Genomic DNA, 23,868 nt, shown 5'->3' with positions numbered 1-23,868 from the left:
CTCACCAGCGGGCCTTCTCGTTTCTGCGTGCCACACTTCGGGAGTTTTAGACACTTACGGATGAGTTAGTCGCTGTGAAAAATGCAAACACAGGAGGCGCCTTCGACGGCAAGAACATCGCCTCCAGCAAAAGCACGCTGTGCGTGCTGTCATTGTTAGTGGCGGTGCTGTTCATGCAGCCCAGTCATGCTGAGCGGACCCTTTCTTTCAGCCTTGCCCCACCGTTCATGACGGTGGAACCCTTGGAGTTGTCTGCTTCAGATCGTCAATGGCTCGATGACCGTCCAGCGTTGCGAGTCGGAGTGGTGACCATCGACTATGAACCGGTGGATATTGCCAGCGACCGCAACCGATACCAAGGCATCAGTGCTGACTACCTGAGCCTGATCGCGAGCAGGCTGAACGTCAGGATGCAGGTCCGTGGGTTTCCCAGGCCCGAAGGGGCGATTAATGCACTACGCGACGGAACTGTCGATATCGTCGCTACCGCCAACAATTTTGAACGGGGTTTCAACGATATTCGTCTATCCGCCGGTTATGTTGTTGACCGCTCGGTGGTGGTGGGGCGTAGCGGCGGGCGTGGTCTTGCGGAGGGGCTAAAGGGCAACAAGTTAGTGGTGCTCGACGGTTATCTGGATTTGCATGCCGTGCAAGCTGCTTACCCCCGGAGTGAAATCATTGTTGCTCCGAGTCTGTTCAGTGCCATGGAAGCGGTGAGCCATGGTGATGCAGACGCTTTCATTGGTAATGACGTTATCGTGCGGTCGTACATGGCATTGCGTCCTTACCTCGGGTTGCAGGTCCAGTACGACAGTCTGTTGCCTGAAGACAGTTTTTCCTTCGCTGTTCACTCGGGCCAACCGCAATTGCTCACCCTGATTGACGCGTCTCTGGCCAGTCTGGGGTCAGCAACCACTCGTGAAATACTCGGGCGCTGGACCCTTGGGCTGGGGGCTGATACTGCCAGCCAGCGCATCTCGCTCAACCGTGCCGAGCGACGCTGGATTAGCAAGCACCCGGTTGTCACAGTCGCGTCTCAACAACACCCGCCATACATCTATAAGGACAAGAACGGGCAGTGGATCGGTCTTAACGTCGATGTATTGAATCGCATATCGCGTATGACCGGGCTGCAATTCATCCATGAAGAGAGTCGTCACATTGAGCAGACGTTAAACCTTCTGCGCAGCGGTCAGGCGCAGATGAACACTTCGCTTGCCGAAAATGCCGAGCGTCGCGAGCTGCTCAATTTCACTTATTCATTTGGCGGTAACAGCTGGGTTTACGTGTTGCGCGCCGGTGATACCTCTCCGGGCTCGTTGGGTGAATTGACGGGACGTACGTTGGCACTGCCTGCCAGGCATGCGCTGGAAGGCGTCATCAGGCGCGAGCATCCGCGCATCAACTTGATGCTGACGGCCGACTATGAAGAAGCGCGTAGCCTGGTGGAATCTGGTGTCGCTGAGGCAACGATCCAGAACGAGGCCGGGGCTTATCTGGATCCTCGCGGTGTCCTGAAGGTGGGCCGGGGTGTTGAGGGCTGGTGGTCCTCTGACCGATTATCTGTCATCAAGTCTCAACCGGAATTGCTCGATATTCTCAACAAGGCGCTGGAGGAGTTTCCTATCGCGGAAATGCGTGCGATCCGCAGCAAGTGGCTTTCATCTGCCACTCCCCAGGGCAGTCTCTGGGCCCGTATTCCTGACTGGCTGTATTGGGGGGTTGGCGTCGCATTGCTAATGGGGTTGGTCTCACTGGTCTGGAGCAACCGCCTCAAGGTTCAGATCCGTCAACGTCTCAAGGCAGAAGAGGCCTTGAATGACCAGTTGATCTTCAAGCACGCACTGTTTGATGGCATACCCAACCCTGTGTATGTCCGGGACCTGAAAGGCCGGTTGATTTCCTGTAATCGAAGTTACGAGGAGAGCCTGGGGATCAGCTTTGAGCAGATGAACGGCCGACGCCTGATCGATGTGGAGTTGATACCCCGCGAGACCGCCGAGCAACTGCATGGGGATTACATCAAGCTGCTGGAAACCCGACAACCTATCTTTGCTGACCGCAGCATGCGGTTGATGGACAGGCAAATCGATGCCCTGCAATGGACCGTGCCGTTCTATCGGGCCGACGGCGAGGTGCAGGGGTTGTTGGGTGGGTGGATCGATATCAGCGAGCGCAGGCGGCTCGAAATACAGTTGGATGAAGCCAGGGAGCAAGCGCTTCGCTCCAGTGAAGCAAAAAAAGTTTTCAGGGTTGACGCTGGTCACGAAATCCGCAGAACGCTGCAAGGCATTGTGAGCCTGCTGGAGCTAGAGCTCGAACAGGCGATGGACAAAGGGTTGCGCTCGCCCAGGCTTGTTGAAGACGCGCTGGGTGCGGCTCGCTCATTGCTCGACATGATAGACGCCGGTGATGTGGCCGCATGAGGCGCGAAGTGGTGTGCAGTCCTGTGGGAGGGAGCGTCAAGGTCGTGTCATCAGTGATGACGGCGACCTGCAGTTTTTTCTCTGTCACATTCGACAGGCATGCTCGGATGAGTCGCTTTGCACAACCATCGAGAACTTTCCAGTAACGACGATGGTCATTGATAAGCACCTTTGCATTCAAACTGTTGAGTGGTGATCTAGATGGAAAATATCAGCTTACTGCTAAGCGAAGCGCTGACGCCTTACCAGGCTGTTCTTGGGCCTGTTGGTCTTTCGGGTGAACGCTTGGTGTCAATCAGGGATGTAGCCGGTGCAGTGGTGATCGAGCGCACATTTACCGCGGCTCATTTGCGCGACAAGCGCCAGCTCACAGATGTAGTCGACGGTTTGCGTCGCGATCTGATGGTCGCCGAAGGGCGAATCGAACCTTGTGTGATTGCTGCAATGCGCAACGCAGCGCTTGGTCGTCCGTTCGTCACGGCGCAGGGTTTTGTTTGACGTGATCTGGAACCTTGAGGTCCATAGGCGTTCTGACTATTTACGGCAGGTCGAGACATTGTGCTCCGGTGGCTCCACCTGTTCGTACTGGTCCCGAATGGACCACGGTTTACCCCGAGTAGTCTCCCCGCTGCTCGGGGTTTCTTTTTTTGAATGCCTTAAGCCTTGAATTATCGGCCTTGGGTATCAAAGAAATTCTTGGCATCTTTCAGATACTGCTCGCGTTCAGGTGACGGTATCCATTGCGCGTAGAATCCCAGCAGTTTTGTTTCGCGTAACAGGCGCATCTCGCGATTGATGATTTCCATCGCCTGTCGCCCCTGCTCGGTGTCTGAGCAGCCAATGTGGGTGAACTGGTATTTGGGGACCCCCTTGATCGGCAAAAAGGCAACGTCCTGTTCGGCAATATCTTGCTGGCGCGCTTGATAAAGCGCCTCGGGCCAGTAGCTGATCAAGCCCTGTAACCGTCCCAGGCGCTCCATTTGCAGCAGGCTTCCGACTGCATCGCTGCCATAGTGCACATTTAACTCGTCGGTGGGGGCAGCGTCCAGAATCCGGTCAATCACCTGTCCGTAGCTGCGTTCCGCCACTATGCCTATCTTGACGGTCTTGCTTTTCAGTAAAGCTTCCAGATCGACGGTGTTGCCTTTCATGAACGGTGTGAACTGCGCCATGTCCTGGTTGCGCACAATCAATCCATTGCTGAACACGACGTAGGTAGGAATCGAAAACAGAATGCTTTTGGCTCGCTCCGGAGTCCAAAGCACAGTCGGGTCGCAAGCGAAAACACCGTCTTTGAGCATTTGCGTCCCACGCGCCCGGTTGACGCGCATCAGCAGGTGCTCGTATTCAGGCATCCTGGCCGTAAGCAACGGCATCAGTCGGTCGATTGCACCTTTACCCTCATCAGGGCCGGAAAAGATTGTCGCTGGGGGCAAGTCACGCAGTAGCCATATCAGCGTGTCTTTGGCATGACTGGTGGCGGTCAGGCACATCATGCTTAATACGGTCAGGGTTGCGACCAGAACTCTTAACGCAGGAGGCGAGTTGCGATAATGCATTCGCGGATGTCTTCCCCGGGAAATGGCTTGAGAGAGTTGTCAACTGATGTGCCTGAGGATAGACGCTTTGAAGCCGACGTGAGGGGCAGTATCCCCCAAGACTGCTGCGCGCGAATATCGGGTTTTACCTGACAGGCTTTAGGGTGTTTGGACCTTTTGAACCACGTGGACCATTTTCCTTGATGTATTCATTGCAGCCGAACAGCGGGGTCGGGTCGTTCAATGAGACGGCATCGGGTAGACTTGCCGCCTTTCCCCGTATCTAGAAGCCCGTTCATGGCCCAGCCGTCCACGACCTACAAATTCGAACTCAACCTCACCGATCTTGATCGCGGGGTTTACGAAACCGTAAAACAGACCATTGCCCGCCACCCTTCCGAAACCGAAGAGCGCATGACCGTGCGCCTGCTGGCCTATGCGTTCTGGTACAACGAGCAACTGTCGTTCGGCCGTGGTCTGTCGGACGTAGACGAGCCAGCCCTGTGGGAAAAAAGCCTGGATGATCGTGTTCTGCACTGGATCGAAGTCGGCCAGCCAGACGCGGATCGCCTCACCTGGTGTTCACGTCGTACCGAGCGCACCAGCTTGCTGGCTTATGGCAGCCTGCGCGTCTGGGAAGGCAAGGTTATTCCCGCCATCAAGAATCTGAAAAACGTCAACGTCGCAGCTGTCCCGCAAGAAGTGCTGGAAGTGCTGGCCAAGGACATGCCGCGGGTCATCAAGTGGGATGTAATGATCAGCGAGGGCACAGTCTTCGTCACGGATGATCGCGGTCAGCATGAGGTTCAGCTGCAGTGGCTTGCTGGTGAGCGCGGCTGAGGTCGCGCTGTACGCAGCTTCTCCCGTAGGAGCGCACGAACATTGCGAAGCCGCGATAGCGGTGTAAGTGCACTGCAAACAAATCAGTCAGCTATTTCACGTTTGGTCGGAATCAAAAAAACGCATGCGCATCGAATCTCGCCCATTGCCGCTCACCCTGCCTTTTCTTGGTGACTTGCCACCGCTGCTGACACGGCTTTATGCCGCGCGCGGCGTGCTGTCGGAAGCCGACCTGGATAAAAGCCTGGCGCGGTTGATCCCGTATCAGCAGCTCAAGGGGATCGATGCTGCGGTGGACTTGTTGGTCACTGCCCTGAACGAGCGTCAGCGAATCCTCATCGTGGGTGATTTTGACGCGGACGGTGCAACGGCAAGCACCGTAGGCGTGCTGGGTTTGCGGCTGCTGGGGGCCGCGCATGTTGATTATCTGGTGCCCAACCGTTTCGAATATGGCTATGGCCTGACCCCGGAAATTGTCGCGGTGGCCTTGCAGCGCGAGCCGCAATTGCTGATGACGGTCGATAACGGTATTTCCAGCGTTGAAGGCGTTGCCGCAGCCAAGGCGGCGGGTCTGCAAGTGCTGGTCACTGATCACCACTTGCCGGGTCATGAACTGCCTGCCGCCGACGCCATCGTCAATCCCAATCAGCCAGGCTGTACCTTCCCCAGTAAAGCCTTGGCAGGCGTCGGGGTGATTTTCTACGTGTTGATGGCCTTGCGTGCTCGGCTACGCGACAGCGGCTGGTTCGAGGCGAATCAGCGTGCGCAACCGAATCTGGGCGAATTACTTGATCTGGTTGCTCTGGGCAGCGTCGCTGATGTGGTCCCGCTGGATACCAACAATCGAATTCTGGTTCACCAGGGCTTGCTGCGTATTCGTGCGGGGCGTGCGCGTCCTGGCCTCAAGGCGATTCTCGAAGTCGCACGTCGCGACCACAAGCGCATCACCTCCACCGATCTCGGTTTCATCCTCGGCCCGCGCCTGAACGCAGCGGGGCGCCTGGACGACATGAGCCTGGGGATCGAATGCCTGCTCTGTGAAGATGAAACCCTGGCCCGTGAAATGGCCGTACAGCTTGATGAGTTGAATCAGGATCGTAAGTCGATTGAACAGGGTATGCAGCGTGAAGCGCTGGCCCAGCTGAAAGACCTGCCGCTGGAGTCCATGCCGTTCGGCCTGTGTCTGTTCGAGCCAGACTGGCATCAGGGGGTGATCGGGATTCTGGCCTCGCGCATGAAAGAGCGTTATCACCGCCCGACCATCGCTTTTGCCAGCGCAGGCGAGGGCATGCTCAAAGGCTCGGCTCGCTCAGTACCAGGTTTTCATATCCGGGACGCGCTGGATGCTGTGGCGGCCAAGCATCCCCAGTTAATCAGCAAGTTTGGTGGTCACGCCATGGCAGCGGGTTTGTCACTGCCTGAGGATAATTTCAGCGCATTTGCCCAAGCCTTCGATGAAGAGGTTCGCCGCCAGCTTGGCGAAGATGATCTGACTGGCCGTTTGTTGTCCGACGGCGCACTGGCTGTTGAAGAGTTTCACCTGGAACTGGCCCGCGCGCTGCGTAACGCAGGCCCTTGGGGGCAGCACTTTCCCGAGCCGTTGTTTCACGGTGTCTTTCAATTGGTAGAGCAGCGGGTGGTGGGCGAGCGGCATCTCAAGATGGTGCTCAAAAGTGAATGCGGCAGCGTGAAGCTTGATGCCATCGCGTTTGGTGTGGACCGCGATGTCTGGCCAAACCCGAATATTCGCTGGGTCGAGCTGGCCTACAAGCTGGATCTGAACGAGTTCCGCGGTAATGAAACGGTGCAACTGATGGTCGCGCATATCGCGCCGCGTTAAGGCACACAGCAGGAACCCTCAAAGGTATTGAATTGTCGACTAGGCTTCAGGCACGTTTTTTCATCGCGTGTCCTGCTGCCTATTCCAGCCTGAGAGGTCCCCATGAGCCTGTTGTTAGAACCCTACACCCTTCGCCAGCTAACGCTGCGCAACCGCATCGCGGTATCCCCGATGTGTCAGTACTCTGCGGTCGACGGCCTCACCAACGACTGGCATCTGGTTCATCTTGGAAGTCGCGCGGTGGGCGGTGCTGGCCTCGTCTTCACCGAGGCCGTTGCGGTCACCAAAGACGGCAGAATCACGCCTGAAGACCTTGGACTGTGGAATGACGAGCAGATCGAAGGCTTACAGCGCATCACCCGCTTCATCAACGCTCAAGGCGTCGTTGCAGGGATTCAACTGGCCCACGCCGGACGTAAGGCCAGCACCTGGCGGCCATGGCTGGGCAAGTCGGGCAGCATCAAGGCCGAAGAGGGCGGCTGGACCCCTTGGGGGCCATCGCCGATTGCCTTCGATCCAAAACACACGGCTCCGGTGCAATTGAGCGAGGCGCAGATTCAGGACGTTATTCAAGCCTTCGTCGCGTCTGCCAAACGAGCGCTGACGGCCGGTTTTAAAGTCGTCGAAGTGCACGCCGCCCACGGTTATCTGTTGCACCAGTTCCTGTCGCCGCTGAGCAATCAGCGTCAGGACAAATACGGCGGGTCGTTTGAAAATCGTATTCGCCTGACGCTGGAAGTCACCCAGGCCGTGCGTGCCGTGTGGCCAGAAGAGTTGCCATTGTTCGTGCGGGTCTCGGCCACTGACTGGGTAGAAGATGGCTGGAACCCGGATGAAACCGTCGAGCTGGCGCGCCGTTTGAAAGCGATTGGTGTGGACCTCATCGATGTGTCATCCGGCGGCACCTCTGCCAATGCTGAAATCCCCGTCGGCCCCGGCTATCAGACGCGTTTTGCTGAACGGGTTCGTAAGGAGTCGGACATCGCGACCGGCACCGTTGGCATGATTACCGAACCGGCTCAGGCCGAACATATCCTGCGCACGGGGCAGGCCGATATCATTCTGCTTGCACGCGAATTGTTGCGCGACCCTTACTGGCCATTGCACGCCGACGACGACCTTGGTGGCCGTAAGGCAACCTGGCCTGCGCAGTACCAACGTGCGACCCATCGTGATCAGCCGATTCACGAGTCCGATTTGCGGGATTAGTGATTCGGGGGAGGGGGCCTGCTTGCAGGCTTTTGCCTTTTTGGCTTGGCAGGGCCGGCTTAGCCGGTCCTGCCAGGTTTCAAACCTCCTAAAACAGCATTGGAAAACGCTGAATTCGTGACGCAGGGTATTCCGTTTGAGTATCCCTCAGTGCTTGAACATCACATGCCTCACCGTGGTGTAATCCTCCAGACCATACATCGACATGTCTTTGCCATAGCCAGAGAGCTTCTGCCCGCCATGGGGCATTTCGCTCACCAGCATGAAGTGAGTGTTGACCCAGGTGCAGCCGTATTGCAGACGTGCAGCCAGGCGGTGGGCGCGACCGATATCCTGGGTCCAGACTGACGAAGCCAAACCGTAATCCGACTCGTTGGCCCACGCCAGCACTTGCGCTTCGTCATCGAACGAGGTGACCGATACCACCGGGCCGAACACTTCACGTTTGACGATTTCGTCGTCCTGTTGCGCATCGGCAATCACGGTAGGCTCGAAGAAGTAGCCATTGCCTTCTACTGCCTCGCCTCCCGTTACCAGACGAATGTGCGACTGAGCGAGGGCTCGTTCGACAAACCCCGTCACGCGGTCCCGATGCTGGGCACTGATCAGCGGGCCCATCTCGGTTTCAGGATCGCTCTGCAGACCATATTTGATGCTGCTGACGGCTTCTCCCAGCTTGCTGACGAAGGTTTCATAGACATCCTTTTGCGCATAGATCCGACATGCGGCGGTGCAGTCCTGACCTGCGTTGTAAAAACCAAACGTACGAATACCCTCGACTGCGGCATCAATGTCGGCATCGTTAAAGATGATCACCGGCGCTTTACCACCCAGTTCCATGTGCATGCGTTTCACACTGTTTGCGGTGCTGGAGATGATATGTGCGCCTGTGGCAATGGAGCCTGTCAGCGAAACCATGCGTACTTTCGAGTGGGTTACCAACGCGTTACCCACTGTGGTGCCGCGCCCGAATACGATGTTCAGCACCCCGGTCGGGAAAATATCCGCAGCCAGTTCTGCGAGGCGCAACGCTGTCAGCGGGGTCATCTCCGAGGGCTTGAGCACCACGGTGTTGCCGACGGCCAGGGCAGGGGCGATTTTCCAGGCGAGCATCATCAGCGGGTAGTTCCAGGGCGCAATTGATGCGATGACTCCGATCGGGTCGCGGCGAATCATCGAAGTGTGACCTGGCAGGTATTCACCGGCGGCCGATCCCCCCATGCAACGACTGGCCCCGGCAAAAAAGCGGAACACATCGGCAATAGCCGGGATTTCGTCGTTCAGGGCAGCGCTGTATGGCTTGCCGCAGTTGTCCGATTCCAGCTTTGCCAGCTCTTCACCGTGGATATCGATAGCGTCGGCCAGCTTGAGCAGCAATAGCGAGCGATCCTTGGGGGCCGTTTGCGACCAGCCTGCAAAGGCTGCATCGGCAGCACGCACGGCGCTGTCTACCTGAGCTTCGCTGGCTTCGTTGATTTCCACCAACACGCGCCCCAGTGCCGGGTTGAATACCGACTGCAGCGGTCCTTCACCCTTCACCAGTTGGCCGTTGATCAACAGTTTGGTTTGCATGGGCATCTCCCTTTGAAGTCGATTTATTTTCCGCCACTTCCCGCTACATTTTCACCGCCGCGCGTCAGGTAATACGCCCCAAGAATCGGCAGCATCGTGACCAGCATCACTAACATGGCGACCACGTTGGTAACGGGCACGTCCCTTGGGCGGCTGAGCTGGTTGAGCAACCAGATCGGCAGTGTGCGTTCATGTCCTGCGGTGAAGGTGGTGACAATAATTTCGTCGAAGGACAGGGCAAAGGCCAGCATGCCGCCTGCCAGCAAGGCCGAGCCGAGATTGGGCAGGATGATGTAGCGAAAGGTCTGCCAGCCGTCAGCCCCCAGGTCCATGGATGCCTCGATCAGGCTTTGTGACGTGCGGCGCAAGCGAGCAATGACGTTGTTGTAGACGATCACCACGCAGAAGGTAGCGTGCCCGACGATGATGGTGAACATGCCAGGTTCGATGCCCAAAGTCTTGAACGCCGCCAGCAGGGCCAGGCCGGTAATGATGCCGGGCAGGGCAATGGGCAGAATCAATACGAGTGATATGGCGTTCTTGCCAAAGAAATCCCGTCGGTACAGCGCGAGGGAGGCGAGGGTGCCCAAGACCATGGCAATCAGCGTCGCGACCAGCGCGATTTTCAGCGATAACTTGATGGCTTCCAGTACGTCCGGCCGGGAAAAGGCCACGCTGAACCATTTCAGGGTAAACCCTTGGGGAGGAAAGCTGAACGCGGCGTCCTGAGTGTTGAACGCGTACATGAAGATAATCAGGATCGGGAAGTGCAGAAACACCAGACCGCCCCAGGCGGCGACCTTCAGCCAGATCGGCGCTTTTTCTGTCTTGGGTTCAGAGCGCATCGAATGCCCCCAGTCGTTTGACGATGTTCAGGTAAACCGCAATCAGCAGGATCGGTATCAGTGTAAAGGCGGCGGCCATGGGCATGTTGCCGATGGCTCCTTGCTGGGCGTACACCATGCTGCCGATGAAGTAGCCAGGCGGGCCAATCAGTTGCGGCACGATGAAATCGCCCAGCGTCAGTGAAAAGGTAAAGATTGATCCTGCGGCGATGCCCGGGATGGACAACGGCAGGATCACCTGCATGAAGGTCTGGTGCGGGCGTGCGCCAAGGTCGGCCGAGGCTTGCAGCAGCGACGGCGGCAAGCGCTCCAGTGAGGCCTGGATTGGCAGAATCATGAACGGCAGCCAGATGTAGACGAAGACCATGAATCGCCCCAGATACGAGGTCGACAGCGTGCTGCCGCCCACACCCGGAATGCCGAGGATGAACTGCAGCAGCGGCTCCAGCCCAAGGTGCTGAATGAACCATTGCGCTACGCCGCCTTTGGCCAGCAGTAAGGTCCAGGCGTAAGCCTTGACGATATAACTGGCCCACATGGGCAGCATCACCGCAATGTAGAAAAATGCTTTGGTCTTGCCACGGGTATAGCGCGCCATGTAGTACGCAATGGGAAAGGCAATAATGCCGCTCGCGATGGACACGGCAATGGCCATCGTCAGCGTGCGTTTGATGACGTCGAAATTTGCGGGCTGCACCAGCGCTGCGAAGTTGGCCAGGGTCAGGTCCGGCGTGACCGTCATGCTGAAGTCGTCGAAGGTGTAAAAACCTTGCCACAGCAAACCAAGCAGTGAGCCCAGATACACTGCGCCGAACCAGATCAGCGGCGGTACGAGCAGCAGCGACAGGTATAGATTTGGCCGTCGGTAGAGTAAATCGCTGAGCCTTCGCAAGGGCGATGTGTCCGATCGAACCATGGGCTGGTTCATGTCACTGGCCTGTATTCGCAGGGGCATCCTTGAGAATGACCATGGCGTCGCGTGACCATCGCATATGCAAGCGCTGGCCGGGCTGATAAGGCGCGCCGTTGTCCTGCCATTGGCTATTGGCCTGACTGACGTTAAGGCTTTGCCCGCCGTCCAGGGTCAGTTCGTAGCGGGTGGTGCTGCCTTGATAGAGGATGTCGTGCAACTGGCCGCTGACTTCAACCTCATGGCTGCCGAGCGCCCCCTCGGCGAAGCGGATATGTTCCGGGCGAATAGAGAAAGGCAGTGCGCTGCCGCTCAATTGTGCGGCCAGATCGCCCTGCAGCACATTTGAGGTGCCGACGAATTCGGCGACAAAACGAGTTGCAGGTTTCATGTACAGATTGCGCGGCGTATCGACCTGCTCGATTCTGCCTTTGTTGAACACCGCGACCCGGTCCGACATGGAAAGCGCTTCGGTCTGGTCGTGAGTGACAAAAATAAAGGTGATGCCCAGTTGGCGCTGAAGCTTTTTCAATTCGCCTTGCATCTGTTCGCGTAGTTTCAGGTCAAGTGCGCCCAAGGGTTCATCCAGTAACAACACCCGAGGACGATTGACCAGTGCCCGGGCCAGAGCTACGCGCTGGCGTTGGCCGCCGGAAAGCTGAACGGGTTTGCGCTCGCCATAACCGCCCAGAGCAACCATCGCCAGAGCCTCATCGGCTCTCGAATAACGTTCCTGCTTGCCGACGCCTTTGACTTTCAGGCCATAGGCAACGTTATCGCGCACATTCATGTGGGGGAAAAGGGCGTAATCCTGAAAGACCGTATTCACGTCACGCTGATAGGGCGGCAGGCCAGCGGCTTCTTCGCCGTGGATACGAATCGAGCCAGCGCTGGGTTGTTCGAATCCTGCAATCAGGCGCAGGCAAGTCGTCTTGCCCGAGCCTGAGGGACCCAGCATGGAAAAGAACTCGCCGTCCTCAATCTCGATGCAAACCCCGTCAACGGCCTTTACCTCGCCAAACTGTCGGGACACATTGGTGAACTGGACTGCAAGGGGCATGGTAGAACTCCGATTTTCGACGGCGACAGACAAACTGCAATCCTTTGAATGGGAGTGCATTTTCCGTAGGGGCTGCCGAAGGTTGCGAAGAATTCATTCTGATAAACCGCGATCGCCACCCCGGTCACACCTACAGGCCCAATGTTTGCCGCGATACAACGCGGTGTCCTTCGCACCTGGGTTGTACCTGCGCAAACACGACGTTTCGGGATTTACCTGCCTCCCATAATCGCGATGTAATCCTGAGTCCAGCGGCTGTAAGGCACATACTTGCCGCCTTCGGATTGTGGCGTTTTCCAGAAGGCAATGTGTTCGAATTGATCGAAACCGTTAGTCGCGCAACCTTGTGGGCCTAACAGATCACTGGCCTTGCACGCTTCTGGTACCGCAGGCAGCGAACCGAACCAGGCGGCCACATCACCCTGTACTTTGGGTTGCAACGACCAGTCCATCCATTTGTAGGCGCAGTTCGGGTGTTTGGCATCGGTGTGCAACATGGTGGTGTCCGCCCAGCCAGTGGCGCCTTCCTTGGGGATGGTTGAGTCCACTGGCTGTTTATCCGCTTTCAGACCATTGACCATGTAGCCCCAGGAACTGGATGCCGCTACGCCTTCGTTCTTCACGTCGCTCATCTGCACAGTTGCGTCATGCCAGTAGCGATGGATCAGCGGTTGCTGCTTGCGCAGTAGATCGAGTACCGCCGAGTATTGAACTTCGGTCAATTGGTAAGGATCGACGATACCCAGTTCAGGCTTGGCTGACTTTAGATAAAGCGCGGCGTCGGCCATATAGATCGGCCCGTCGTAAGCCTGAACCCGACCTTTGTTAGGTTTGCCGTCGGGCAAATCCTGTGCCTCGAACACCACACTCCAGCTCACGGGCGGGACTTTGAACACTTCAGTGTTGTACATCAGCACATTCGGGCCCCATTGGTAGGGGGTGCCGAACGTCTGCTGATTAACCACGTACCACGGTCCGCCTTTGAGACGTGGGTCCAGGTTTTTCCAGTTGGGGATCAATTCGGGGTTGATGGGTTGAACGCGTTTACCGGCAATCAAGCGTAAGGACGCGTCGCCGGATGCGGTCACCAGATCGTAACCACCCTTGGTCATGAGGCTGACCATTTCATCAGAAGTTGCTGCCGTTTTTACGTTGACCTTGCAGCCGGTCTGCTGCTCGAACCCCGTGACCCAGTCATAAGCCTTGTCGCTTTCGCCGCGTTCTATATAGCCCGGCCATGCAACGATATCCAGTTGGCCCTCGCCTTCACCCACGGTCTTGAGTGTTTCGGCTGCCTGTAAGCTGGCGCTGGCAATGAAAGCGGTAATTGCGGCGCTCAGCAATGCGGTTTTGTGTGCTGACATCAGAATCCCTCTTCTTTAATTATGGTCGGGGCAGTAATCAACAGTTGTAGCGCAACAAACGGAGAGGCGGCGGGGCTTATTAGTGTTTCGATAATGTGCAGCAGCGTCGGGTGCGTTGCAACATCCGGAAGCACACCTGCACTCCAGCCTGGACACACTTCGTTTTACTCTGGCTTGTATCCAATTGAATGAACAAGTCTGTGGAGGCTTTCCATGAACACGCGTGGCTTACTCGACCAACTTCTTAAGTCAGGTCAGGAGATGCTCCAGAACAAGGCCGGTGGTGCAGGGCATCAGCAGGGCGGCAAGAAATCCTCTGCTGCTGGCGGTCTGGGCGGCTTGTTGGGTGGTGCAGGTGGCGGTGGTCTGAGCAGTCTGCTGTCGGGAGCAGGCGGTGGGGCTTTGGCTTCAGGCGCCATGGGTTTGTTGATGGGGAGCAAAGGCGCACGCAAGGTCGGCGGCAAAGTGCTGACTTATGGTGGCCTGGCCGCGCTGGGTGTCATTGCCTACAAAGCGTACGGTAACTGGCAGGCTAAACAGGGCTCAGCACCGCAGGGTGAGCCGCAAACTATTGATCGTCTGCCGCCCGAGCAGGTTGAAGAGCACAGTCAGGCCATCCTGCGTGCCCTGGTTGCGGCCGCTAAATCTGACGGTCACGTTGACGAGCGCGAGCGCGAGCTGATCGAAGGTGAATTTACCAAGCTGACGGGTGACCAGGAGCTACAGCAATGGCTTCACGCTGAATTGCACAAACCACTGGACCCGGCTGAAGTCGCTCGCGCTGCGAAGACCCCGGAAATGGCGGCGGAAATGTACATCGCCAGTGTGATGCTGGTTGATGAAGAGCATTTCATGGAGCGCGCTTATCTGGACGAACTGGCCCGTCAATTGAAGCTGGCGCCTGCTTTGAAGGCCGAGCTGGAGATACAGGTGCGTCAGGCCCAGGGTTAAAAGCAGTCAGTTGTGCTTGCTCGCAGTAAATGACAACGCGTTATGCCCTTTAGCTGCGTCTCATGTATCGCGAGCAAGCCTCGCTCCCACAGGTCCTGCGCCATCTCGTAGGACCGGCTTTAGCCGGGAGGACGTCGGGGCATTCGCTAAATATCATTCGCCAGAAATACCGCTCTCCCGGCTAAAGCCAGTCCTACGAGGCGAGGCCAGCGCTTACAGGCAAACATAGAATCTCCCGCAGTTCCTGCGGCAAGCTAGCCCCAAACACCCATCTACAACACCCCATGTAACCCCTGCATTCATTCGAATACCTAAGGCCTGTAAGAAAATTCTTGGGAGTTAGCGGGAATGTGCCTAATTTTTCTCTGAAACTACCCCCTAAGTTTGTAGGAGCGTGGGCTATACTCAGGCCGCGTTGGGCCGTTCGTCGGTCCGCTTCTTGAACCCGGCGTGAAGTCCGGTGTTGAACTCTTGAGGGATGACCGTGAAGAACTGGACCTTACGCCAACGGATTTTGGCGAGTTTCGCCGTAATTATCGCCATCATGCTCTTGATGGTTGTCGTCTCTTTCTCCCGTCTGTTATCGATCCAGTCCAGTGAAGAAGAAGTTCGCCTCGATGCACTGCCGGGCGTGTACTACAGCACCCTGCTGCGTAGCGCTTGGGGTGAAAGTTACATTCGCACCCTTGAATTGATTGGTGAAGGCGAAGGACGTGAGCTGACGGGCCCGGAAAAAGACCAGTTCAAAGATTTCGAGGCGCGCCTCCAGCAGCAGGTCGACAACTACAAGCAAACCATATTCGACGACGCCGACAAGGCAAACTTCACCGACTTCGAGCGGCAGCGCGAGACCTATACACGCCTCCTCAATGACGTGCATACCAATTTTCAGCGCGGTGATTACCTCAAAGCCAAGACAGAGTTTTACGATCAGACCAGGCCCGTATGGTCGCTGGGCCGTAAGCAACTGAACGACATCATTGTCATCAACAAGAAAGTGGCTGATGACGCTACTGACCGAATTGTCGTCGCTGTTACTGGCGCAAAAATCAGCATGGGCCTTTCTCTTCTCGTCGCGATTATTGCCGCAACGGCGTGTGGGCTTTTGCTGATGCGTTCGATCATGTCGCCGATGCAGCGCATCGTCAGTATTCTGGAGACCATGCGCACGGGCGACCTGAGCAAACGACTCAATCTGGATCGCAAGGACGAATTCGGCGCCGTGGAAACAGGCTTCAACGACATGATGACTGAGCTGACAGGCCTGGTATCTCAGGCCCAGCGCTCATCGGTGCAAGTCACGACATCAGTCACCGAAATTGCTGCTACCTCGCGGCAGCAGCAGGCCACCGCTACAGAAACCGCTGCGACGACCACCGAGATCGGCGCGACGTCCCGGGAAATTGCTGCCACGTCTCGTGATCTGGTCCGCACCATGACCGAAGTGACCAGCGCCGCGGATCAGGCTTCGATCCTGGCCGGTTCTGGCCAGCAGGGCCTGGCGCGCATGGAAGACACCATGCATCAGGTCATGGGCGCGGCCGATCTGGTCAACGCCAAACTGGCCATTCTCAATGAGAAGGCGGGCAACATTAACCAAGTGGTCGTGACCATCGTCAAGGTCGCCGACCAGACCAACCTGCTGTCGCTCAACGCTGCCATCGAAGCGGAAAAAGCCGGTGAATATGGCCGTGGTTTTGCCGTGGTCGCGACTGAGGTGCGTCGCCTGGCTGATCAGACTGCCGTTGCGACTTATGACATCGAGCAGATGGTCCGTGAGATCCAGTCCGCGGTGTCTGCCGGTGTGATGGGCATGGACAAGTTCTCCGAGGAAGTGCGTCGCGGCATGTTCGAGGTTACGCAGGTGGGCGAACAACTGACGCAGATTATTCATCAGGTGCAGGCTTTGGCGCCTCGGGTGTTGATGGTCAACGAAGGCATGCAGGCGCAGGCCACCGGTGCCGAGCAGATCAATCAGGCGCTCGTGCAGCTGGGCGATGCCAGCAGCCAGACCGTGGAGTCCTTGCGTCAGGCCAGTTTTGCCATTGATGAGTTGAGTCAGGTGGCGGTCGGTTTGCGCAGCGGCGTTTCGCGTTTCAAAGTCTGAGTACTGACCATGAGCGATCAACCGGTCAGTCGCGGCAGTTCTTCGGTGGTGCCGAAAAACAAGTTGTTCCTGCTGTTTCGCATCGGCGACGAACGCTATGCGCTGGAGGCGGTGCAAATCGCCGAAGTGCTGCCGCGTCTGCCACTGAAGGCCATTGCCCAGGCTCCACGTTGGGTCGCGGGAGTGTTGGCCCATCGCGGCGATATGATCCCCGTAATCGACCTCGCCGCTTTGGCGTTCGGCCAGACCGCCAAGTCGCGCACCAGCACGCGATTGGTGCTGGTGCATTATCAGGTTGATGCCGAACAACCCAAGCGTTTGCTCGGGCTGATTATCGAGCAGGCCACCGACATGCTGCGATGCGCACCAGAAGAGTTCAAGGATTACGGTCTGGATAGCCCCGATGCTTCGTATCTGGGGCCGGTGCGTGAAGATGCTTCAGGGCTGGTGCAGTGGATCCGCGTTCAGGACCTGCTCAGTGATCAGGTCCGCGAGTTGCTCTATCCGGCGCAGCCCTCGGAGCTTGAATTTATCGAGGAGACGCCATGAGTCATGAGGCGCGCTTCTTCAGTTTTCTCAAGGACCGTATCGGCCTTGATGTTGCTTCGGTGGGCGAGGCAATCGTCGAACGTGCGGTACGCCAGCGTTATATGGCCACCAAAGTCATCGACAGCGACGGTTACTGGCAGCTTCTGCAGTCGTCAGCGGACGAACAACAGGCATTGATTGAGGCTGTAATCGTCCCCGAGACTTGGTTTTTTCGCTATCCGGAATCCTTTGTCTCGTTAAGCAACCTCGCCAAGGCACGCATCGCCGAGCTGAACGGCGTGCGGCCGATTCGTATCCTCAGCCTGCCGTGTTCCACTGGTGAAGAGCCTTATTCCATTGCCATGGCCTTGCTGGACGCTAACGTTCTGGCGCCACAGTTTGCGATCGACGCAATGGACATCAGCCCGATATCGATCCAGCGCGCACAGCGTGGGGTGTACGGTAAAAACTCGTTTCGTGGTGATGACATTTCATACCGTGATCGCTATTTCAATGCGACCGAAGACGGTTTTGAGCTACAAGCCCGGGTTCGTGAACGGATCAGTTTTCGCGCCGGCAACCTGCTTGATCCGGCACTGATCAATCAGACGGCTTACGACTTTGTGTTCTGCCGGAACTTGCTGATCTATTTTGATCAGCCCACCCAGAAGCATGTGTTTGAAGTGCTCAAGCGCCTGACCCGCGATGACGGGATTTTGTTTATCGGGCCAGCCGAAGGCAGCCTGTTGACGCGCATGGGCATGCGCTCGATTGGCATTCCTCAGACCTTCGCGTTCAGTCATTACAACGCGTCGCAGGAACCTGTAGCAACGCTTGCTGAACCCTCGCCGCGCAGTGGATTGGTGGTTCCGCCGGGTTTTAACCCGCGAAGCGTTTCGCGCCCTCAGCCACGACCGACCACGGTATCGCTTACGACCCCGCAACGATCCGCATCCGTTGTAGCGGGAGCGGGGAGCGGTGCTGCAGCAAAGGGTAATGACGACGTTGCGACATTGCTCGCCACCATCGCCAGCCTGGCCAACGAGGGCAAAAGCGCTGAAGCGCGCGCCGCGTGTGAGCGTTTCCTGAAGAGTCATGAACCCGAGGCTCAGGTATTTTATTGGCTCGGTTTGCTCAGCGAGGTCGAAGGCAGCAATGCCCAGGCTCAGGGCTTTTACCGCAAGGCGCTATATTTGCAGCCGCAGCACCCTGAGGCATTGGCGCAACTTGCAGCATTGCTGGCGGCCCAAGGGGATAGCGCCGGCGCCCGCAGGCTCAATGAACGTGCGGCCCGCAGCGTGAGTAAGCAAGGTAGCCCACGATGAGTAGAATCTATAGCTATTCGAGCTTCATTCACGAAGACGCCCAGGCCGTTGATGACTGCTGGAATCACATCGGTATTCACGGCGACCGGTCGTGCCCGTTGCTGGTCGAACACATTCATTGCCGTAACTGCCCGGTCTATTCGGCGGCCGCGACCACCTTGCTGGATCGTTACGCGCTGACCCGAAGTGACAATGATCATGTTCAAACCGCTGATCTGCAGGTCAAGACCAAGACTCGCTCGATTCTGGTTTTCCGTCTGGGCGAGGAGTGGCTGGGCTTTCCCACTCGTTGCCTGGTAGAGATCGCTCCGCTGCAAGCCATTCACTCCCTGCCGCATCAGCGCTCGCGGGCACTGCTCGGCGTGGCCAATGTTCGGGGTGCGCTGGTTGCCTGCCTTTCCCTCATTGAGCTGTTGGGGCTGGATACGACGGTTGTGCCTGCGCAATCGAGCCGGATCATGCCACGCATGCTGATTGTGGCCGCTGAGGGCGGCCCGGTGGTGGTGCCGGTAGATGAAGTTCATGGTATTTATGCCATCGAAGAACACCTGCTGGACTCGGCCTCGACTTCCGGAACCCATGCCAACGCACGTTTCACCCGTGGTGTCTTGCAATGGAAGGATTACAGCCTGCGCCTGCTCGATGAAGATCAACTGTTGTCGGCGGTCAATCGGAGCCTTTCATGACGCCAGATGAAATGCGCGATGCCTCGCTGTTCGAGCTGTTTACTCTTGAGGCTGAAGCTCAGACTCAAGTATTGAGTGCGGGCTTGTTGGCGCTGGAGCGTGACCCGACCCAGGCTGATCATCTGGAAGCCTGCATGCGCGCCGCCCACTCGCTCAAGGGCGCGGCGCGTATCGTCGGTGTCAATTTTGGGGTTAGCGTTTCCCATGTCATGGAAGATTGCCTGGTCAGCGCCCAAGAGGGTCGCCTTTACCTGCAGCCGGAACATATCGACGCGTTGTTGCAGGGCACTGACCTGTTGATGCGCATCGCGACGCCCGGCGTCAGTAATGTCGCCCAGGCCGATATCGACGCTTACGTGGAGCGTATGAACACGCTGATGGCCCAGGGCAGCGGCATGGTGCGCGGCGCGACGTTATCAACACCGTCCGCTGACGATGCGTTGTTGGCGAGCGCGATGGCCCTGACTCAAACGGCGCCACCGGTAAGTGATCCGTTACCCGCGCTCGATCTACCAGCGGAAAACCCGGTGTCGGGTTTTTCGGCCCCGTCAGTGTCAGTACCCGATACATCTACCGAAGAAAGTCTTGCTGAGCCAGCCCCTACGCCTGCCCTGCGACGCAATCGCCGGGCATCCGAGGCCGGCGAGCGAGTGCTGCGGGTGACTGCCGAGCGACTGAACAGCTTGTTGGATTTGTCGAGTAAGTCCTTGGTCGAGACGCAACGCATCAAGCCTTACCTGGCCAATATGCAGCGGCTCAAACGTATCCAGACCGGCAGCAGCCGCGCGCTGGACGATCTTGAGGCCAGTTTTGGCGAGGCCGGCCTTGGCCCTGATGCGCAAAAAGCCTTGGATGAAGCGCGTCGTTTACTGGCCGAAGCCCAGCAAATGCTGGTTAATCAAACCGCTGAGCTGGACGAGTTTGGCTGGGTGGCGGGGCAGCGAGCGCAGGAACTCTATGACACCGCGCTGGCTTGCCGGATGCGACCTTTTGCCGATGTGCTCGCCGGTCAGGCGCGTATGGTGCGTGATCTGGGCCGCGAACTGGGCAAGCAGGTACGCCTGGAAATCGAAGGCGAAAAAACCCAGGTTGATCGCGATGTACTGGAAAAGCTTGAAGCGCCGTTGACCCATTTGCTGCGTAACGCCGTAGACCACGGCATTGAGCTGCCTGAAACGCGCCTCGCTGCGGGTAAACCCGCAGAAGGACTGATTCGCCTCAAGGCGTCCCATCAAGCGGGCCAGTTGCAGGTCGAGCTCAGTGATGACGGCGGCGGCGTGGACCTTGAGCGGCTGCGTGGCAACATCATCAAGCGCCAATTGTCGCCTGCTGAGACCGCCTCGCAACTGAGCGAAGAAGAACTGCTGACGTTCCTGTTCCTGCCCGGTTTCAGCTTGAAAGACAAAGTCACCGAGATTTCCGGGCGCGGTGTTGGCCTTGATGCCGTTCATGACATGGTCCGTCAATTGCGCGGCGTGGTCTTCGCCGATCAGCAGGCAAACAAAGGCACCCGGTTTGTGATGGAAGTGCCGTTGACCCTGTCGGTGGTGCGCAGTCTGGTGGTGGAGGTGGGCGGCGAAGCGTATGCCTTCCCGTTGGCACACATCGAGCGTATGAGCGATGTGCACAGCGACGATATTGTCCAGATCGAAGGGCGTCAGCATTTCTGGCATGAAGGGCGTCACGTAGGGTTGGTAGCCGCCAGCCAGTTGCTGCACCGGCCAGCAAGTCAGAGCAACGAAGGCGTGCTCAAGGTCGTGGTGATCCGCGAGCGCGATGCGGTCTACGGTGTTGCGGTCGAGCGTTTTATAGGCGAGCGCACGCTGGTGGTGTTGCCCCTCGATCCACGGCTGGGCAAGGTTCAGGACATCTCTGCGGGGGCTTTGCTTGACGATGGCTCTGCGGTGTTGATCATCGATGTCGAGGACATGCTTCGCTCGGTAGAGAAGTTGCTTAACACCGGGCGCCTGGAGCGTATCGACCGACGCAACCGTCAGATTGACGCTGTATCGCGTAAACGCGTGCTGGTGGTCGACGATTCGTTGACGGTACGTGAGTTGCAGCGCAAGTTACTGGTCAATCGCGGCTACGAAGTGGCCGTTGCCGTGGACGGTATGGATGGCTGGAATGCATTGCGCGCAGAAGATTTCGATTTGCTCATCACCGATATCGACATGCCCCGCATGGATGGTATCGAACTGGTCACGCTGGTTCGCCGGGATACCCGATTGCAGTCCCTGCCGGTGATGGTCGTTTCCTATAAAGATCGCGAGGAAGATCGCCGTCGTGGTCTGGACGCAGGAGCCGATTATTATCTGGCCAAGGCCAGTTTCCATGACGATGCGTTACTTGATGCCGTTGCTGAATTGATTGGGGATGCACAGGCATGAAGATCGCAATCGTCAATGACATGCCTATGGCCGTCGAGGCGCTGCGTCGCGCCCTGGCCTTCGAGCCTGCGCACGAAGTGGTGTGGGTCGCGGGCAATGGTGCCGAAGCGGTGCGTAAATGTGCCGAGCTGGTTCCGGACGTCATCCTCATGGACCTGATCATGCCGATCATGGACGGCGTTGAAGCCACGCGGCAGATCATGGCTGCAACGCCTTGCGCAATCGTCATCGTCACCGTAGACCGCCAGCAAAATATGCACCGCGTCTTCGAGGCCATGGGGCATGGTGCGCTGGATGTCGTGGATACGCCTGCCATCGGTGCAGGCAACCCCAAGGATGCTGCGGCGCCTCTGTTGCGCAAGATCCTCAATATTGGCTGGCTGGTGCGGCCAGAGCAGCGCTCTGAGCAGGTGGTTTCGGCACCGGTGCGCTCAAGCGGTCAGCGTCAGCAACTGGTTGCGATAGGCTCATCGGCGGGTGGACCCGCCGCGCTTGAACAATTGCTGAAAGGGCTGCCGGCCAACTTTCCGGCCGCCATCGTACTCGTTCAGCATGTTGATCAGGTGTTTGCTGCCGGTATGGCCGAATGGCTCAGCACCTCGTCCGGGCTACCGGTACGTCTCGCTCAGGAAGGCGAACCGCCGCGACCTGGGACGGTATTGCTGGCGGGCACCAACCACCATATTCGATTACTCAAGAACGGTACGCTGGCCTACACGGCAGAGCCGGTCAATGAAATCTATCGACCATCGATCGACGTTTTCTTTGAAAGTGTGGCCCGTTACTGGACCGGCGACGCGGTAGGTGTTTTGCTGACCGGCATGGGGCGCGACGGGGCTCAAGGCCTGAAACTCATGCGTCAGCAAGGTTATTTGACCATCGCACAGGATCAGCAATCCTGTGCGGTGTACGGCATGCCCAAAGCGGCAGCGGCCATTGATGCGGCGGTCGAGATCAGACCGCTGGAGACTATTTCGATGCGCCTGAAAGAGGTGTTCGCCCGATGAGAATTCAGGTGGCTTCACGTTCAGGCGTTGATCAGGAGTTCTTTAATGAATGACTTGCAGCTGGACTCCCTCCAGCCAGATGACGAAAACTCGGCCATGGTGTTGCTGGTCGATGATCAGGCGATGATCGGCGAGGCGGTCCGGCGAGGGTTGGCCAACGAAGAGCGTATCGACTTCCATTTTTGTGCTGATCCGCATCAGGCCATTGCTCAGGCCATCCAGATCAAGCCTACGGTCATCCTGCAGGACCTGGTCATGCCAGGCCTGGACGGCCTGACGCTGGTGCGCGAGTACCGCAATAATCCGCTGACCAAAGATATTCCAATCATCGTGCTCTCGACCAAGGAAGACCCGATGATCAAGAGCGCGGCTTTTTCTGCCGGTGCCAACGATTATCTGGTCAAGCTACCGGACACGATCGAGTTGGTGGCGCGTATTCGTTATCACTCGCGCTCCTACATGACGTTGTTGCAACGGGACGAAGCGTACCGCGCGTTGCGCGTGAGTCAGCAGCAGTTGCTCGATACCAATCTGGTTTTGCAGCGCCTGATGAACTCTGACGGTTTGACGGGCCTGTCCAATCGTCGTCATTTCGACGAGTACCTGGAGCTGGAATGGCGTCGTGCAACCCGTGATCAGACTCAGCTGTCGTTGATGATGATCGACGTCGATTTCTTCAAGGCTTACAACGACAACTTCGGACACCTTGAAGGCGACGAAGCATTGCGTCAGGTGGCCAAGGCTATTCGCGCCAGCTCTGCCCGGCCTTCTGACCTGCCTGCACGTTACGGCGGCGAAGAGTTCGCGCTGGTGCTGCCCAGCACTTCACCGGGCGGGGCGCGCCTGCTGGCCGAGAAACTGCGCATGACCGTCGCAGGCATGAATATCCCGCACATCGCACCGACACCGGGCTCGTCGCTGACCGTCAGCATTGGCGTATCAACCATCGTTCCGCAGCCTGGCAGCAATAGCCGTCAGTTGATTCAGGAAGCGGACAAAGGTTTATATGCGGCCAAGCATAATGGGCGTAATCAGGTTTCGGTGGCGTAGGGAGAGTTACAAAACTGCCGACATCGCGGTAACGTTATCCACGCATGGATATCTACACATCTTTCAAAGCATTTTGTGTACATATCCGTTACCGCGTTAATGGCTGATATTGGTTGCGCTTTTACAGCGCCTCACTTTTGAAAATCCGGAAGCCGGCCCAGACAAAAGTAAGCAAAACGCTCTTGCCCCACCACTAGGTACCTCGCTGTCGCTCGGCATA

The 23,868-nt window shown here is 57.5% G+C and carries 18 protein-coding genes and 1 pseudogene; 13 read left to right on the top strand and 6 right to left on the bottom strand.

Going from position 1 to position 23,868, the window contains the following annotated elements; all coding sequences use genetic code 11:
• Window positions 1–143 precede the first annotated feature (143 nt).
• Both AUC60_RS02455 and AUC60_RS02450 read left to right on the top strand, forming a co-directional pair.
• Window positions 144–2,402: pseudogene (locus AUC60_RS02455) on the top strand (transporter substrate-binding domain-containing protein); the annotation flags it as partial.
• A gap of 225 nt (window positions 2,403–2,627) precedes the next feature.
• Entirely contained in the window at window positions 2,628–2,924 is a 297-nt protein-coding gene (locus tag AUC60_RS02450; RefSeq protein WP_087264520.1) for a DUF3509 domain-containing protein, read from the top strand.
• Window positions 2,925–3,094: 170 nt separating this feature from the next.
• Here AUC60_RS02450 and AUC60_RS02445 read toward each other — a convergent pair whose 3' ends face one another.
• Window positions 3,095–3,985 (bottom strand): TIGR02285 family protein, encoded by an 891-nt coding sequence (locus AUC60_RS02445; RefSeq protein ID WP_167384303.1) that lies wholly within the window; start codon window positions 3,983–3,985, stop codon window positions 3,095–3,097.
• Window positions 3,986–4,261: 276 nt separating this feature from the next.
• Here AUC60_RS02445 and AUC60_RS02440 point away from each other — a divergent pair, with 276 nt between their 5' ends.
• The 3 genes from AUC60_RS02440 (at window position 4,262) to AUC60_RS02430 (ending at window position 7,853) form a co-directional block, all read left to right on the top strand.
• A complete protein-coding gene (locus AUC60_RS02440) occupies window positions 4,262–4,804 on the top strand; it encodes a YaeQ family protein (protein ID WP_087264518.1) in 543 nt (180 codons plus the stop codon).
• A 124-nt stretch (window positions 4,805–4,928) separates the two neighbouring features.
• Window positions 4,929–6,644, top strand: a complete 1,716-nt coding sequence (recJ, locus tag AUC60_RS02435; RefSeq protein WP_087264517.1) for a single-stranded-DNA-specific exonuclease RecJ — start codon at window positions 4,929–4,931, stop codon at window positions 6,642–6,644.
• Between the two features lie 102 nt (window positions 6,645–6,746).
• Window positions 6,747–7,853 carry an NADH:flavin oxidoreductase/NADH oxidase gene (locus AUC60_RS02430; protein WP_087264516.1) on the top strand — a complete coding sequence of 369 codons (1,107 nt, stop codon included), beginning with the start codon at window positions 6,747–6,749 and terminating at the stop codon, window positions 7,851–7,853.
• Between the two features lie 147 nt (window positions 7,854–8,000).
• Here the strand turns inward: AUC60_RS02430 and AUC60_RS02425 are convergent, their stop codons facing one another.
• The 5 genes from AUC60_RS02425 to ydcS form a co-directional block, all read right to left on the bottom strand.
• Entirely contained in the window at window positions 8,001–9,425 is a 1,425-nt protein-coding gene (locus AUC60_RS02425) for a gamma-aminobutyraldehyde dehydrogenase (RefSeq protein WP_087264515.1), read from the bottom strand.
• A 23-nt stretch (window positions 9,426–9,448) separates the two neighbouring features.
• Window positions 9,449–10,270, bottom strand: a complete 822-nt coding sequence (locus AUC60_RS02420) for an ABC transporter permease (RefSeq protein ID WP_087264514.1) — start codon at window positions 10,268–10,270, stop codon at window positions 9,449–9,451.
• Entirely contained in the window at window positions 10,260–11,186 is a 927-nt protein-coding gene (locus tag AUC60_RS02415) for an ABC transporter permease (RefSeq protein ID WP_087264939.1), read from the bottom strand. The genes AUC60_RS02420 and AUC60_RS02415 overlap by 11 nt, the downstream gene beginning before the upstream one ends.
• Before the next feature lie 13 nt (window positions 11,187–11,199).
• Window positions 11,200–12,240 (bottom strand): ABC transporter ATP-binding protein, encoded by a 1,041-nt coding sequence (locus tag AUC60_RS02410; protein WP_087264513.1) that lies wholly within the window; start codon window positions 12,238–12,240, stop codon window positions 11,200–11,202.
• Between the two features lie 212 nt (window positions 12,241–12,452).
• Window positions 12,453–13,604 (bottom strand): putative ABC transporter substrate-binding protein YdcS, encoded by a 1,152-nt coding sequence (gene ydcS / locus AUC60_RS02405; protein ID WP_087264512.1) that lies wholly within the window; start codon window positions 13,602–13,604, stop codon window positions 12,453–12,455.
• A gap of 213 nt (window positions 13,605–13,817) precedes the next feature.
• Between ydcS and AUC60_RS02400 the strand changes: the two genes are divergently transcribed.
• From AUC60_RS02400 to AUC60_RS02365, 8 genes are all read left to right on the top strand, one after another.
• On the top strand, window positions 13,818–14,555 hold the full coding sequence (locus AUC60_RS02400) for a tellurite resistance TerB family protein (RefSeq protein ID WP_087264511.1): 738 nt from the start codon (window positions 13,818–13,820) through the stop codon (window positions 14,553–14,555).
• A 484-nt stretch (window positions 14,556–15,039) separates the two neighbouring features.
• A complete protein-coding gene (locus AUC60_RS02395) occupies window positions 15,040–16,662 on the top strand; it encodes a methyl-accepting chemotaxis protein (RefSeq protein WP_087264938.1) in 1,623 nt (540 codons plus the stop codon).
• Window positions 16,663–16,671: 9 nt separating this feature from the next.
• Entirely contained in the window at window positions 16,672–17,211 is a 540-nt protein-coding gene (locus tag AUC60_RS02390; RefSeq protein WP_087264510.1) for a chemotaxis protein CheW, read from the top strand.
• Window positions 17,208–18,515, top strand: coding sequence for a CheR family methyltransferase (locus tag AUC60_RS02385; RefSeq protein ID WP_087264509.1), 1,308 nt, complete (start codon window positions 17,208–17,210; stop codon window positions 18,513–18,515). Before AUC60_RS02390 ends, AUC60_RS02385 begins: the two co-directional genes overlap by 4 nt.
• Window positions 18,512–19,201, top strand: coding sequence for a chemotaxis protein CheW (locus tag AUC60_RS02380; RefSeq protein ID WP_087264508.1), 690 nt, complete (start codon window positions 18,512–18,514; stop codon window positions 19,199–19,201). Before AUC60_RS02385 ends, AUC60_RS02380 begins: the two co-directional genes overlap by 4 nt.
• On the top strand, window positions 19,198–21,591 hold the full coding sequence (locus AUC60_RS02375) for a hybrid sensor histidine kinase/response regulator (RefSeq protein WP_087264507.1): 2,394 nt from the start codon (window positions 19,198–19,200) through the stop codon (window positions 21,589–21,591). Before AUC60_RS02380 ends, AUC60_RS02375 begins: the two co-directional genes overlap by 4 nt.
• A complete protein-coding gene (cheB, locus tag AUC60_RS02370) occupies window positions 21,588–22,598 on the top strand; it encodes a chemotaxis response regulator protein-glutamate methylesterase (RefSeq protein ID WP_087264506.1) in 1,011 nt (336 codons plus the stop codon). The genes AUC60_RS02375 and cheB overlap by 4 nt, the downstream gene beginning before the upstream one ends.
• 45 nt (window positions 22,599–22,643) lie before the next feature.
• The gene (locus AUC60_RS02365) at window positions 22,644–23,648 is read left to right on the top strand and encodes a response regulator (protein ID WP_087264505.1); all 1,005 of its coding nucleotides are present in this window, start codon (window positions 22,644–22,646) and stop codon (window positions 23,646–23,648) included.
• The last annotated feature ends 220 nt before the right edge of the window (window positions 23,649–23,868 follow it).

The organism is Pseudomonas caspiana, from assembly GCF_002158995.1.
GTDB lineage: Bacteria > Pseudomonadota > Gammaproteobacteria > Pseudomonadales > Pseudomonadaceae > Aquipseudomonas > Aquipseudomonas caspiana.
Note: the sequence above shows the minus strand (reverse complement) of the source record. Positions and strands in the feature narration are given on the sequence as shown.

What these genes read in the sequence shown, in the direction of transcription:
- AUC60_RS02450 (WP_087264520.1), top strand. Translation starts at nt 2,628, where the DNA reads ATGGAAAATATCAGCTTACTGCTAAGCGAAGCGCTGACGCCTTACCAG.
- AUC60_RS02445 (WP_167384303.1), bottom strand. Translation starts at nt 3,985, where the DNA reads ATGCATTATCGCAACTCGCCTCCTGCGTTAAGAGTTCTGGTCGCAACC.
- AUC60_RS02440 (WP_087264518.1), top strand. Translation starts at nt 4,262, where the DNA reads ATGGCCCAGCCGTCCACGACCTACAAATTCGAACTCAACCTCACCGAT.
- recJ (WP_087264517.1), top strand. Translation starts at nt 4,929, where the DNA reads ATGCGCATCGAATCTCGCCCATTGCCGCTCACCCTGCCTTTTCTTGGT.
- AUC60_RS02430 (WP_087264516.1), top strand. Translation starts at nt 6,747, where the DNA reads ATGAGCCTGTTGTTAGAACCCTACACCCTTCGCCAGCTAACGCTGCGC.
- AUC60_RS02425 (WP_087264515.1), bottom strand. Translation starts at nt 9,425, where the DNA reads ATGCAAACCAAACTGTTGATCAACGGCCAACTGGTGAAGGGTGAAGGA.
- AUC60_RS02420 (WP_087264514.1), bottom strand. Translation starts at nt 10,270, where the DNA reads ATGCGCTCTGAACCCAAGACAGAAAAAGCGCCGATCTGGCTGAAGGTC.
- AUC60_RS02415 (WP_087264939.1), bottom strand. Translation starts at nt 11,186, where the DNA reads ATGGTTCGATCGGACACATCGCCCTTGCGAAGGCTCAGCGATTTACTC.
- AUC60_RS02410 (WP_087264513.1), bottom strand. Translation starts at nt 12,240, where the DNA reads ATGCCCCTTGCAGTCCAGTTCACCAATGTGTCCCGACAGTTTGGCGAG.
- ydcS (WP_087264512.1), bottom strand. Translation starts at nt 13,604, where the DNA reads ATGTCAGCACACAAAACCGCATTGCTGAGCGCCGCAATTACCGCTTTC.
- AUC60_RS02400 (WP_087264511.1), top strand. Translation starts at nt 13,818, where the DNA reads ATGAACACGCGTGGCTTACTCGACCAACTTCTTAAGTCAGGTCAGGAG.
- AUC60_RS02390 (WP_087264510.1), top strand. Translation starts at nt 16,672, where the DNA reads ATGAGCGATCAACCGGTCAGTCGCGGCAGTTCTTCGGTGGTGCCGAAA.
- AUC60_RS02385 (WP_087264509.1), top strand. Translation starts at nt 17,208, where the DNA reads ATGAGTCATGAGGCGCGCTTCTTCAGTTTTCTCAAGGACCGTATCGGC.
- AUC60_RS02380 (WP_087264508.1), top strand. Translation starts at nt 18,512, where the DNA reads ATGAGTAGAATCTATAGCTATTCGAGCTTCATTCACGAAGACGCCCAG.
- AUC60_RS02375 (WP_087264507.1), top strand. Translation starts at nt 19,198, where the DNA reads ATGACGCCAGATGAAATGCGCGATGCCTCGCTGTTCGAGCTGTTTACT.
- cheB (WP_087264506.1), top strand. Translation starts at nt 21,588, where the DNA reads ATGAAGATCGCAATCGTCAATGACATGCCTATGGCCGTCGAGGCGCTG.
- AUC60_RS02365 (WP_087264505.1), top strand. Translation starts at nt 22,644, where the DNA reads ATGAATGACTTGCAGCTGGACTCCCTCCAGCCAGATGACGAAAACTCG.